The 13,994-nt window shown below is 33.6% G+C and carries 12 protein-coding genes; 3 read left to right on the forward strand and 9 right to left on the reverse strand.

Annotated features, from left to right (window positions below):
* Window positions 1-230 precede the first annotated feature (230 nt).
* Complete coding sequence (fadH, locus tag I5818_RS16775) at window positions 231-995, reverse strand: 2,4-dienoyl-CoA reductase (protein ID WP_058002460.1); 765 nt, start codon at window positions 993-995, stop codon at window positions 231-233.
* A gap of 107 nt (window positions 996-1,102) precedes the next feature.
* Entirely contained in the window at window positions 1,103-1,324 is a 222-nt protein-coding gene (locus I5818_RS16780; RefSeq protein ID WP_058002459.1) for a hypothetical protein, read from the reverse strand.
* 262 nt (window positions 1,325-1,586) lie between these two features.
* Between I5818_RS16780 and I5818_RS16785 the strand changes: the two genes are divergently transcribed.
* Window positions 1,587-2,462, forward strand: a complete 876-nt coding sequence (locus tag I5818_RS16785) for a metallophosphoesterase (RefSeq protein ID WP_180213070.1) — start codon at window positions 1,587-1,589, stop codon at window positions 2,460-2,462.
* 106 nt (window positions 2,463-2,568) lie between these two features.
* On the opposite strand, the gene I5818_RS16790 is transcribed toward I5818_RS16785, so the two are convergent.
* The 3 genes from I5818_RS16790 to I5818_RS16800 form a co-directional block, all read right to left on the reverse strand.
* A complete protein-coding gene (locus I5818_RS16790; protein ID WP_201785802.1) occupies window positions 2,569-4,671 on the reverse strand; it encodes a sensor domain-containing protein in 2,103 nt (700 codons plus the stop codon).
* A gap of 374 nt (window positions 4,672-5,045) precedes the next feature.
* Entirely contained in the window at window positions 5,046-8,174 is a 3,129-nt protein-coding gene (locus tag I5818_RS16795) for an MMPL family transporter (RefSeq protein WP_078109196.1), read from the reverse strand.
* Window positions 8,171-8,629: a MarR family winged helix-turn-helix transcriptional regulator gene (locus tag I5818_RS16800; protein ID WP_071976572.1), complete on the reverse strand. Its 459-nt coding sequence runs from the start codon at window positions 8,627-8,629 to the stop codon at window positions 8,171-8,173. Before I5818_RS16800 ends, I5818_RS16795 begins: the two co-directional genes overlap by 4 nt.
* 208 nt (window positions 8,630-8,837) lie before the next feature.
* Here I5818_RS16800 and I5818_RS16805 point away from each other — a divergent pair, with 208 nt between their 5' ends.
* Window positions 8,838-9,302, forward strand: coding sequence for a YkyB family protein (locus tag I5818_RS16805; RefSeq protein ID WP_071976571.1), 465 nt, complete (start codon window positions 8,838-8,840; stop codon window positions 9,300-9,302).
* A 284-nt stretch (window positions 9,303-9,586) separates the two neighbouring features.
* Here I5818_RS16805 and I5818_RS16810 read toward each other — a convergent pair whose 3' ends face one another.
* Window positions 9,587-10,492, reverse strand: coding sequence for a chemotaxis protein (locus tag I5818_RS16810; protein ID WP_058002454.1), 906 nt, complete (start codon window positions 10,490-10,492; stop codon window positions 9,587-9,589).
* Window positions 10,493-10,870: 378 nt separating this feature from the next.
* Window positions 10,871-11,368, reverse strand: a complete 498-nt coding sequence (locus I5818_RS16815; protein WP_390883488.1) for an RDD family protein — start codon at window positions 11,366-11,368, stop codon at window positions 10,871-10,873.
* Between the two features lie 287 nt (window positions 11,369-11,655).
* On the opposite strand from I5818_RS16815, the gene I5818_RS16820 reads away from it, so the two are divergent.
* The gene (locus I5818_RS16820) at window positions 11,656-12,810 is read left to right on the forward strand and encodes an aminotransferase A (protein WP_058002452.1); all 1,155 of its coding nucleotides are present in this window, start codon (window positions 11,656-11,658) and stop codon (window positions 12,808-12,810) included.
* A 54-nt stretch (window positions 12,811-12,864) separates the two neighbouring features.
* Here the strand turns inward: I5818_RS16820 and I5818_RS16825 are convergent, their stop codons facing one another.
* Together I5818_RS16825 and I5818_RS16830 are read right to left on the reverse strand one after the other, a co-directional pair.
* Complete coding sequence (locus I5818_RS16825) at window positions 12,865-13,044, reverse strand: hypothetical protein (RefSeq protein WP_058002451.1); 180 nt, start codon at window positions 13,042-13,044, stop codon at window positions 12,865-12,867.
* 62 nt (window positions 13,045-13,106) lie between these two features.
* Window positions 13,107-13,970 (reverse strand): NAD(P)-dependent oxidoreductase, encoded by an 864-nt coding sequence (locus tag I5818_RS16830; RefSeq protein WP_058002735.1) that lies wholly within the window; start codon window positions 13,968-13,970, stop codon window positions 13,107-13,109.
* Window positions 13,971-13,994: the final 24 nt, after the last annotated feature.

Below are 13,994 nucleotides of genomic sequence, written 5' to 3' on the forward strand. Positions count from 1 at the left end.
CGACCTCTTCATTTTTTCTATCATATCATTCATACACATTAAATATCACGCAAAGTGCTTAAGGACAAGAAAAATGCATGTATTTGTTAATGCATTCTAATATGATCCGTGAAAAGTATTCTTGTTTTGATTTCTCAACAGGGGGATTCATTTCTAAAGTCCTAAATGTTGAGATTAGGCAATATACAAATGATTTTCGTTCTAAGATGGAGTGTGACAGTAACTTCAAATCAAAAAGGGAATTGATTTAACCATTGACCACCATCCATCGTAATGCATTCCCCATTTATATATTCGGCTTCATCCGAAAATAGAAAATAAGCAAGTCCTGCAATCTCTTCTGGCTTTCCTAATCGACCAAGTGGTACGCTATTCAAAGTTCTTCTTGCCGCTTCTTCTGATTCCCAAAGCTTGTCAGCACCACCTGTTCTTTCAATCGGCCCTGGTGCTATAGCATTCACACGAATTCCATATTTCCTTCCCCATTCTACTGCAAGTGTCCTTGTTAATGACAATACTCCTGCTTTAGCCGCTGCGGAATGGGCAACACCTACACCAGCATTCCAAGCATATGTTGCCACCATATTGATGATACTTCCTTTCATTTGACGTTCAATCCAATAATGTCCTACTGCACGTGAACAATAGAATGTCCCATTGAGCACAATATTAATAACTGAATTCCAGCCATTGACCGATAAATTTTCTGTATGTGTAATAAAATTCCCTGCAGCATTGTTAACAAGAAAGTCAATTCTACCAAATTTTTTGTCTACTTCCTTCACCATTCTATCGACATCATCAGGGTTTCTGACATCCATTTGTACTGTTAATATATTCGGTTGAATTTTTAAAAGCTCATTTTTTACTTTATCCAATCTTTCTAAGTTTCTACCAGTAATTACGACATTTGCTCCTTCTTTTGCAAAGCGATATGCCATATATTTTCCCATCCCACTAGAACCACCAGTTATAATTACAACCTTATCTTTCATTTTTTATACCTCCCAGCTAATATGAATGAATACTCACTCATATTGTAACATGTAATGACTGAAATTTATGAAATTTTATACAAAAAAAAAGAGCTTTCACACTCTTTTTACTTATCTTCCATTTTATTTAGCAATGATTCATTCAATCTACTTAAAGATCGAATAATTGTTTTCTTGCGATGATAACCTTTAACTGTTATCGTGATATCATTATATTCTGTATATACTTGACCCCATGATCCAGATGGTGAGAATCCATACGCATATATTTTAATCATTCCTGTTTCAGTAGGTAGAAATATTGCATCCATTTGTTCATGTGTTTTCATTTTTAAACTCCTCTCTTTGATAAGTAATGAATGAAAAAAATCGAATAGTATTATATATTATATGAAGGCACTCTTGTCATCATTTTTACTATTTTTTTAAAATTATGAGTAACAGCAACTATTTTCATAACAAAGGTAATGAATACTATAATTTGAATATACATTTAATAGAGTCATATTTCAATGATAAAGGAGAGAAGCACTTAGCGAAAATTATGGTAAGAATTTATAAAGAGCATCAGAAGACAATTGTGCGTCTCATATGCCTATAAGTCTTTCGAGAAGAAAATTTCTAAAAAAAGGAATTGGTACAATCCTATCGCTAATTGGAATCGGTAGTGGGGGATATATTTATTCTAGATATATTGAACCAAGAAGACTTGAGGTTAAACATATTACAGTAAAGCATAATAAAATCCCTATAAGCTTCGATCAAATGAACATAGTTCAATTCAGCGATACACATCTTGGCTTCCAGTATACTCTTGATCAACTAGAAGATCACGTGAACAGAATTAATTCATTAAATCCAGATATCGTTTTTTTTACTGGAGATTTAATGGACGAGCCGAACCACTTTCCATATATAAAAAAAATACCTCCTATTTTAAATCAAATACAAGCACCTTTTGGTAAATTTGCTGTTTATGGAAATCACGATCACGGTGGTTATGGAACTAATATATATATGAATACTATGAAAAATTCTGGATTTAGTGTTTTACGAAATGAAGGTACTACTATACAGCAAAAAGATGGATCTAAAATTCATATTGCGGGTATCGATGATGCTATGCTAGGTACTCCGAATCTAACTCAAGCACTAAAATCTACTCCGAAGGATGCATTTCAAATTCTTCTATCACACGCACCTGATTTAGCAGATGCAGCTTCAACCTATAATGTTGATTTTCAAATAAGTGGACATAGTCATGGTGGCCAAGTACAAATTCCTTTTTTTGGTGCATTAATAACGCCCCCTTATGGAAAAAAATATCCTGAAGGTGAATATCACCTTAATCATAACTATCCACTATATTTATATGTTAATAGGGGATTAGGAACCACTAGATTACCCCTGCGTTTTTTATCTGTTCCCGAGATTACGGTCTTCACATTAAAAGCAACCGACTATTAATGTAGCCGATTGCTTTTTTTATCATCATTTTTTATATTACTTACTACTGATTGAAAAATAAGTAATAAATGCTCGTTTAGAAAACTAATCATTTTCTTTTATTTCACTAGGCATATAAAACTTTTTGTTCAATTTCCTCCGCAGTAACAGGACGGCTGAAATAATATCCTTGAGCTTTTTGGCATTCTACGGAAACTAAAAATTGGACCTGATCTTTCTCCTCAACACCTTCAGCAATGACTTCCATACCTAAATTATGTGCCAGGTGAATAATCGTTTTTGTAATAGCTGCATCTTTTTCATTAATTTGAATTTCACGTACGAAAGACTGATCAATCTTCAAAATATCAATAGGAAAACTTTTTAAATAATTCAATGAGGAGTATCCTGTACCAAAATCATCGACGGAAATGATAACTCCTAATTCTTTTAAGCGCTGTAACATAGAAAGGGCTGCCCTCGTATCCTCCATCGCTCCTTCAGTTATTTCTATTTCCAATGAGGAAGCAGGTAATTGATTTTCTATTAACGCTTGTTGAATGACCTCCGGTAAATTTGATTGTAGGAATTGTTTGGGCGATATATTTACGGCTATCCTTATATCTTGATGCCCTTTTTCTCTCCAATTAGCTAGTTGTTGGCAAACACTATGGATAACCCATTCTCCAATAGGAATAATCAATCCAGTTTCCTCTGCTAAAGGAATAAACTGTCCAGGTGGCACATTACCAAATTTTCGATTTTGCCATCTTAATAATGCTTCAAACGTTTTAATTTTCCCCGTTTTCAAATGGACCTGAGGTTGATAATGCATAACAAACTCATTCATATCGATCGCTTTACGTAAATGTGATTCCATTAATATATAGTTTGGAAATGCTTCATTCATATCCGAACGATAAAATCTAAAATGACCTTTTCCTTTTTCCTTCACTTGGAGAAGTGCACTATCCGCATTTTTAATTAATGTTTCTGTATCGTGGCCATCTGTAGGAAACAGGCTAATTCCTATTGATGGCGTGACATAATAATCTTGAACATTAATATTATATGGGACATGAAATAAATCTAATATACTTTGAGCAAACTTTTGGACTTCCCATTTTTCCCTTTCGGCTAGTAAAACTACGAACTCGTCGCCACCCAGTCGATATACACGAAAACCTGTAGCTTTTAAATTTAATAGTCTATCAGCCGTTTCTTTTAATAATAAATCACCAGCTTGATGACCTAGGGTATCATTAAAATATTTAAAACGATCAATATCCATGTATAAAATAGCAAAATTTCGGTTTATCTTTTTTGAATTTATAATCTCATTTTGCATATGTTCCATAAGGGCTTTTCGATTCCACAATCCAGTTAAATGATCATGCATAGCCATATAATGAATCTTCTCTGTATTTTGCAATTTTTCAGTAAGATCACGAATAATGACATAAATTCCTACAACATGTTCATGGACAATAATTGGAACCGTTTTTAGCTGGGTATTGATTTTACGATTACTCATTCCAAAGAACGTACAATCGGAAATCTCTTGAGGTTCCCCTTCAAGGGTTTTCTCCATCACTCCGTAAATTTTCGATACTCCATCCTTATCAATAAAATCATAAATCGAACGATCCACCAAATCTTCATGACCCCATCCTAAAAGCTTCTGACTAGCAGGATTAGCATTTAATATCCTACCTTTTTCGTTCACCGATAAAATGGCGTCTAAATTATGCACAATCAATGATTGATAGATCTCTTTTGATTCCATTAGTTGCTTTTTTTCAATAACTGTTGAAGTAATATCGCGTGTAATTGATACGATATAACTAATTTTTCCTTCATGGTCTTTAATTCCATTTAATCGCGATTCAAAACTTCTTTTCTGACCATCTTGATCTTCTATATCATCAGAATATACAATAACTTCTCCTGTATTTATTACCTGATTATAATAATGGTATAGATGGCTTGCACGATCTTCAGGCAATACCTCTTCCAAAGACTTCCCCATATCTTCTTGAGTTAAATTGGCATGCTCATATGCTTTTTCATTGGCAAAGGCATAACGAAATTTCTTTTCGGAATCCACTTTCATGATAAAAATCATGTCAGATAACTGGGTGAAAAAAATATCTTTAATCATCTTCTCTTCAAATTGATTATTAGGATGTTTCATATATTTTGTTATTGGTCTACTATTTATCTGATCCATACTCTCATCCTTTTACCCCTGTTGTTCCAATCCATAAATGGAGAAGTTTGTGTATTGAAATTTTATCTATAACTTTTTTACTATCTATGTATTATGTCTATTTTACAAGGTATTTTTAGAAATGGGTAGGTTAAAATGAAAAAATATAACAAATTCTCATGATTTTGGAGTTGTGATCGAATTCACAGTAAAAGCACTTATGCCTTATAGTCATACAACAAACTACAAATAAAATACAACTTTAATTTCTGTAGTTTAAGGATATTCCTAAAAAGAGACAAGGCATTGTGTTGGATGAAGAATGAACGTACTTAAAGATAAAAATGAATTCAAAAAAGGGCAATCCTATAAACAGGAAAGCCCCATTTGCCATTTTATTTATTTGAGATAAATGGCCACCAATTTCCTTTACCAAGTGTTCTAACCATAACAGGTACAAAAAGTGGCAAAATAATAAATGCATAAAATAATAATCCTGATAATACAATCGTTGCTATTTGTAGCAAAGACATTACTCCTGAAGGGAGCATAGCTGCAAATGTGCCTGCTAGGATAATTGCTGCTGAAATAATGACTGTACCCATATTTTTCATAGCTATTAGTAGGCCTTCCTTAATATCCAAATGGCGATATTCCGAAAACCGATCCATTAGAAATATTGAGTAATCTACACCTAAAGCCATAATGATAACAAAACCGAAAAATGGTACGGCCCAGCTAATACCGGAATGCCCTAGTATATTAACAAATACAAACTCTGTAATGGACACCGAAGAATAATAAGTTAATAGTAAAGAAGCAATTAAATAAATAGGCATGATTAACGAACGTAGTAAAATGATTAAAATAATGGTTATTCCAGAAATCATAAACATTACTGTTCGATTATAGTCTGAATTAGACATATTTTCGAGGTCATGATTCATACTTGTAATACCTGCTATCCCAATATGAGCATTTTCAAGCTTCGTTCCTTTTAAAGTAGAATGAATTGTATTTTCTATATCATCAACAGACCTCATTGCTTTATTTGAATATGGATTTTCATTTAATACTAAATCGATTGTCGTCACCTTACCATCTTCCGAAAGATACGTATCAAATACTTGTTGATACTCCTTGTTCTCCATCAATTCATCTGGAATATAAATACCAGAATTCTGGATTGTAGTTTCCTGAGACATTTTACTTAAAAATGAATTGGCATCATTAATTCCTGACTCAATCTTTCCTAATCCTTCTGCACTTTGATTTAGACCATTTGAAAGTTGATTCATTTGTCCATCTAAGGGACTAAAGCCATTTTGAAGTTGTTTTTGACCATCTGCAATTTGTTTAAGTCCATTTGAGAACTCTGGTAATTCCTGAATGACTTGATTTTGACCTGAAGCAAGCTTCGTAATTCCAATTTCTATTTGATCAAGACCTGTGATTATGGGATCAAATCCACTTGCGAACTTTGATAAACCAGTTATGATCCCATTTAACCCCATATTCGCTTGTGATAAACCTGTACTCGTATTAGTAAGGTTTACATTTAAGGTTTTTATTCCTGGAAGTAGTTGACTTTCAAGCTGACTAGAACTCCCTTGTATCGTTAATTTAATTTTCAGATAATCATTATCGGATAATAATTCTGAGTATTTATTCTCTAAAGCTATAAAATTATTATTTAAGTTTGTTAATTCATTACTAATAGATTCTAAACCTGGATAGATTTGATTGTTATAATTCTGTGAAAGAATAGCTATACCCTTTTGCATCTTTTGGTAATTAGTTAGAAGCTCATTCGCCGCATTTTTTAATTGGATAGCTTGTTTCTTTGCTTCGATTATTCCAGCTTTAATTTCATTTGTACCTGCACCAGTTTTACGCATATTTGATTCAATTTGCGAAAGAGCATCTTGTAATCCGCCTAGACCAGATTGTAATTTTAAGGTGCCAGACTGTAGATCACCAATTCCATCTGTTGCTTCTTTTAGTTTAGGAGTAGATTCTGAGAGTGATTTTGCTGCCTCACTTAAACCTTCTTTAATTGTTCCGATCCCATTGTTCCCTTCATTTAAACCGTCGCTTAGGGTATTTACTTGATTTTTAACATATAGATCCTCCATAAGGTCCCCTACAGGTCTTGTTGCGCTTCGAACCTTCTCCACATGGATTGTCTGTGAAAGTTCATTACTTAATTTTTCAATAATCGCAAGGTATTCTTTTGATTTTACTGATTCATCATTTTCAACCACAACTTTAATCGGCATCATTTCACCGGGACCAAAACTATCTGCTACTAGATTAAAAGCTCTCACTGATTCATATTCCTCTCCAATTTCATCTAAGGAATTAAACGAAAGATCACCATCATATGAAATGATCAGTGGAACAGTAAATATTGCCACTATGCATAAAGCTATAAGCGGTCGAGTGATCGATAAATTCCCCATCCAGCCCCAAAGCTTACTTTGTGAATGTGAGATATTCCCTTTAATTGGCCAAAATAATTTCTTTTTTAAAGTAGCCATAAAAAATGGAACAATTGTAAGTAGTGAAATTAATAAAAATATTACTCCAATCGCAACTGCGGATGCAGATTGATATAATTTAAAACTTGCAAATCCGATCGATGCAAAGCCAACCATGACAGCTAAACCACTATATATTACGGTTTTCCCTGCACTTTTATATGTAGCCAAAATTGCACTTACTGTGTCATTGCCATTTGAAAGTTCTTCCTTATAACGGCTAAGCAGTAATATACAATAATCTGTGCCAATCCCAAAAAGAACAGCAACTAGAAAAATTTGTGTGAAATTCGAAAGAGGAAAATTAAGTTTATCTACTAAAAATGCGACAACTGATTGACTAACAAGATAAGTCATCCCGACCGTTACTAGTGGAATAATAGGTGCAACAACCGAACGAAATACCAATATTAAAACGAGTAAAATGAATACGACCGTGATAATTTCCGTCTTCTTTAAACCGTTCTGTGAGCTAATTATTACATCTTCATTGATTAATCCGTCACCGGTCATCATTGTTTCAACATCTGGAGTTTTTATTGCTTGATTTAATTTATCACGAACATCCTGTACTTCTTTGTTTTCCATATCAACGGATAAAATAGTTAGTACTGTCTTACCGTCTTTTGAAACGAGTTGGTTTTTTAAATCTTTTTGATCGAAGTGACTAGTAATATCATTAATGCCTAATTTTTCTTTATCTTTTTTTAAATGGTTAATTGTTTTCTCAATATTTATAGTCTGCTCAGTGTTCAATTTGCTTTTACTATGAAAAACTATGATAAAATCCTCAGAATGGGTATTTCCATTGGAATGCTTCTTCATAATGTCCTCTGCCAATGTTGACGGATAGCCATCAGGTACCGCTATTTGACCTTTTTCACGAACAAGTTGTTCCATTCCAGGTGCGGTGAAAGCTAATACTGCAGCTGCAACAATCCACAGTGCCAATACAATCCATTTGAAACGTACGATTAATTTCATCCTGTAGACTCCTTCCCATCCTTCTGAATAATTGTCAGTATTTTTTCATAAAGATTAATAAACAATTCAAAATCCCTAGGATCTAATTCATTTAAGTATGACGAAACAAAGTTTTCAATTTTCATTTCGCCATCTTTATAAACCCTATGGCCCTTTTCGGATAGATGGAGATGTATATTGCGTCGATCTTCTTGATCTCTTTCTCGAGTAATTAGATGTCTTTTTTCAAGTTTTTCAACTTTTACCGTAATTGCACTCTTATTTACTCCTAAAATTTCTGCTAATTCTGATGCTCTCATTGAATCTCGATGATACAAGATTCGTAATATAGCAAATTGCTCAAGCGAGAGGTCATTAAACACTTGATCAGACATAATAGAGGAAATTCTCTTTGTAGCAAATAAATACACATCTTCATAACGCTTGATTAATAATTTTACTTTATTTTTATCCAAATTTAGTTCACTCCCTAAACAATTAACAATATTAACTATATTTAAACCAATTTGAATTGTCAATATATTGTAAAGCAAAATGGTTTGATCAAATTCGAGCTTATTTTATCCGCATATGATTCAGAAAAGACAGTTTGTCATACACTTTGCAATAAAATAAATAAGTAGTATAATAAGGACAATTACCTAATTGAAAGGAGTTCTTTGTTTGAGTTTGTATTCTTCCACAACCTTACAACCTACAATTGTGAACCTCTCACAAGCGATATTCACTGTTAATCGCCATGCAAAAACAGCGACAAATCCAAAATATTTGTATAAATTAAAGAAAACAGCGATCGAAAAAATGCTTTTTCAAGGAAAAGCACAAAAAATCGGACTGCATTTTTCCGAGAACCCTAAATTTAGTCAACAACAGTCTGATGTTCTTGTTCAATGTGGTGAATACTCTTTCCATATTCCCCCTTCAAAACAGGATTTTGAAGCACTTCCACACCTTGGCAAGCTAGATCATTCATCTAAGAACCCAAAATGTCGAATGCCCTTAAATCAAGCAAAACAACTATTGGAAAAATACACGGGACTACAAGAAATCAATCATCGATCCAATTCCCAAAGAAAATATCCAAAGCCAACCAAACCTGTTTTTAAAAAATTAGGAGACAGTTATTAAAAAAGGCTCTTTTCTCAAGCAATGTTGCTATTGAATGCTTTAAGTTTAAATATCACTGAATGTTACTCCAATTCACTGGGAAAAGAGCAGCAACCTCCCACAAAGCACTACTGTTAAAGCCGGCAGATGGCCATATATAAAGACAACAAACGATGTGGAAAAAGCATAAAAAAAGGACTCCATCGTTGAACTGCACCTCCAATTGTTAGTTGTGTCTAACAATTGGGGTGCAGTTCACGTATGAAGTCCTTTTTCCTTTACACTTGTAACATCTCTTTACTCATCTATAGAATATACTTATCCATTTTTAAAATTAATTCCATTATTTCTGGTTTACTTACTTGATCATCCGCTCCAACTATTTCTCCTTTATGTCTCAAGCTTTCTGTAATTAGTGAGGAGAAAATAATGACTGGTAATTTGGATAGTTGATTATCTTCTTTAATTTTTTTCGTTAAATGATGTCCGTCCATTTGAGGCATTTCAATATCGGTAATGACCAATTGAACCTCTTCTTCTATACTCTTCCCATCTGAAACAATCGCTTCTAAATAGTTATAAGCATCCTTTCCATTTTCAAAAAACTCAACATTTTCATATCCTGCTTCAAATAAAGTATCATAAATTAATTTTCTTAAAAGTGCCGAATCCTCTGCAACAACCACTTTTTTAGAGGAACGTTCTCTTGTACCAAGCTTTTTAATTGTGTTTTTATTAATTCCGGTTTCAGGATTAATTTCTGTAATAATTCGTTCAAAGTCTAACATTAAAATCATATGATCATTTTGTTTTATCACGCCGATAATTTGTGTTGTATCCCCTGAATACATATCTGAAGGTTTTTCAATCTGTCCCCAAGATATCCTATGTATTTGTGAAACATTATGTACATGAAATACTACCTTTTGTTGATTGAATTCAGTAACGATATACTTTTCATTTTCTGTGGTTGCTGAATTTCCAAGCTGCAACACCTTTTTCAAGTCCACCACAGGTAATACTTCCCCACGTAATTGGATGATACCTTCAATATATGGATGTGAATGAGGAATAAATGTTACCGGAATTGGTAGAATAATTTCCTTTACCTTAATAACATTAATGCCAAATCTACTATGTCCTACTTCAAATTCAATGATTTCTAGTTCATTAGTCCCGCTATCTAATAATATTCCATTGCTAATTTCCATCTTCATACTTCCTCTCACTGATCAATCTACAGTTAATATACCATGAAAACCGGCACACGTCTTTGCCATTTTTTTAGGAATTTTTCTAAACCGAAGTTCCTATCTGTAAAAAATATAAAAACGAACACTGAATTTACGGGTATTTGTAGCAATTGATAAATTTTCAACTAAAATAAAACAGGACTTTTTACCTAAATAATTTATCCTGTAATACTACTAGCGCAGGATAAGTAATAAAAATACCGATGTCAAATAGTAAAGGGGCAACCCCAAATTACACTATCTAGCTTAAAATTCTACTCTAGAAAATGTACATTAGTGAGGTCACCCCTTAACTAGAACACTCTATTTAGAAGATGATAATTTTATCTCATCCTATTATTTAGCTTTTATAACATAAGTTCCAGCAATCATATCATGCAAGGCTTGCTTTTTTTCTGTAAACGCAGCAATAATATAGCCGATATAAAAAATACCTGAAAGAATCATTGCAAAATATCGACCCAATCCACGCCAAAAGGTAATACGATTGCCTTGAATATCTACAACCTTTAATCCAAATAGAAGCTTTCCAGGTGTGGCTTGCATTTTGGATGATTGAAAACCAGCAAAATAGGCCATTGAACCGAATAGAGCAACCAAGCAGAAAATAAAATAAGTTGCCAAAAACGATACAACTTTTGGTCCTGATAATTCCGCTTCAAATTGAGAAGAAGTCGGATTTAAAAATACAATTTCACCTATAAATATCAATGAAAAAATAATCATAAAAATGGCCAAAGGGATACTTAGAATGATACCATCGATTAAATACGCACCAAATCTTATCCAAAAACCCGCATACTCTTTTTCTTGTTTTTCTAATCCTACGTCCACTACCATTCTCCTCCTATGATGAAAACAACGATGAAAATCTAAAATGGCATTATTCGTAGATAAAATAACCATTTCTATTATTTTTCTCTTATTCTATCATGAACATTATAAAGAGTCATGATAAAATATTGTAACAGACACATCTAGTATTTATCCAATTGACAAATCCAATATAAAGCTCATTTGTAATGACTAGATGGATTTTTAATCCGAAATTTTTAAACCTCCTTAATCAGGAGTAAGTTTTAATGATTACAAGCGTTAATAATTCATAAAGGGTGAAGATCATGGAGCACTTACTTAATAAAAATGTTTTAGATATTGAAATCTCTGGGATTAGAAAATTTTTCAATATGGTTAACGATATAGAAGATTTGATATCCTTCACAATCGGTCAACCAGATTTCCCTACTCCTGAACATGTAAAAAAAGCTGGCATTTCTGCTATAACTAATGATTTTACATCTTATACACATAATGCAGGCTATTTAGAATTAAGAAAGGCTGCTAGTCAATTTCTATCAATAAAATACGGCCTTAATTACCGTCCTGAAAATGAAGTGATTGCGACTGTGGGTGCAAGTGAGGCAATTGACATTACATTAAGAACCATTTTATCTGAAGGGGACGAGGTGCTATTACCTGGACCAATTTACCCTGGTTACGAGCCCCTCATTCGAATCTGTGGAGGCACACCAGTACATATTGATACAAGAGATAGTGATTTTAAATTAACTGCTGAAAAAATAAAACCATTTTTAAATAAACGAACAAAATGTATTATTCTACCCTATCCTTCAAATCCTACTGGAGTCAGCTTGAATCAAGAAGAATTGAAGGATATCGCAACACTTTTAAAAGGTGAAAATATATTTATTATTGCTGATGAAATATATAGTGAGCTCGTTTATACAGATAAACACTATTCAATTGCAAACGAATTGAGGGACCAAACAATTGTTATTAATGGTTTATCAAAGTCTCACTCTATGACCGGTTGGCGAGTAGGCTTCCTCTTTGCGCCAGAATATTTATGTAAGCATATATTAAAGGTCCATCAATACAATGTATCATGTATCTCTTCCATTTCCCAAAAAGCCGCTTATGAAGCTTTAACAGCAGGAATCAACGATGCAGAGGCAATGAAAAACGAGTATTTTGAAAGACGGGAATATGTAAGTGCGAGATTAATGGAGATGGGACTACAGTTTGTAAAGCCTGACGGTGCATTTTACTTTTTTGTGAAAGTCCCTAATCATTTGCAAACTACTTCCTTTGATTTCGCATTAAATTTAGCAAATAAGGGAAAGGTTGCTGTTGTACCTGGTAGTGCATTTTCAACATATGGGGAAGGATACTTCAGATTGTCTTATGCGTGTTCAAAGGAAGTACTTCAAATAGGATTAGATCGAATAGAGAACTTTTTAAATGCAAAGAACTAGAATAAAGAGTTGTCTAGTAGGGATAGTCCCCCTATTAGACAACTCTTTTTCTTTCTATTGCCCTTTATATTTCCCGTTATTCTTTCCTGCTTTTTCCTTCTTGGCCTTATCTTTATGAATTTTATTTGCAGCAGCACTACCCATCTCATGAGCGAATTCCTCATTCAACACTGCAGAATCAAAGCCTTTTTTATTTTTTTGATCAGCATCATTTTTCTTTGTTCGTTTTGCCATTCATTCTTCCTCCAAACCGTTTTAAAGTTCTTCATTGATAGTTTGTTGAGGAAGACTCATTTTTATTCCCAATATTTTATCAATGCTTGTGTGCCGCTATTTTCTTCTCCTAATTCCACTAATTGATCATACATCTTTTTTGCTAGAGCAAGGCCAGGCAACTCAAGATCCATCTTTTCAGCCTCCTCTAATGCAATTCCCATATCTTTAATAAAGTGCTTTATAAAAAAGCCAGGTGAATAATCATTTGCTAACATCCTCGGAGCATATGTTGTTAAGGAAAAACTGCCTGCTGCACCAGCACTAATCGATTGTAAAACTTTTTCAGGATCTAATCCTGCTCTTTTTGCGTAGATGAGCGCCTCTGAAACACCGATCATATTTGTAGCTATGGCAATTTGATTACACATTTTCGTATGCTGTCCAGCACCCGCTTCTCCTTGATACACAATATTTTTTCCAAAGCATGATAGAATAGGTAGTACTTTGTCGTACACCTCTTGGCTTCCCCCAACCATAATTGTAAGTGTTCCATTTTTTGCTCCTATATCTCCTCCGGAAACTGGAGCATCTAAAGAATATAAGCCCTTTTCTTTTGCAGCCTGGTCAATCCTTTTAGCAAGCGTCGGTGTTGAAGTGGTCATATCCATAAAAATTGTATTCTTCTGGGCATTTTCCAATAGTCCCTCTGAGCCGAAATACACTTCTTCAACATCATAAGGGTAGCCGACCATTGTGATAATAACATTTGAATGCTTTGCCACTTCTTTTGGAGTATTGCACCAATGTGCCCCTTGCTCGATGAGTTCCATTGCTTTTTCTTTTGTACGGTTGTAAATCCATACATCATAACCAGCATGTAATAAATGCGAAATCATGCTTTTTCCCATAATACCCGTTCCTATAAAACCGATCATTGGCTTCATTTTGTTCAAAAGTCATTCCCCCGT

It is taken from the genome of Heyndrickxia oleronia, from assembly GCF_017809215.1.
GTDB lineage: Bacteria > Bacillota > Bacilli > Bacillales > Bacillaceae_C > Heyndrickxia > Heyndrickxia oleronia.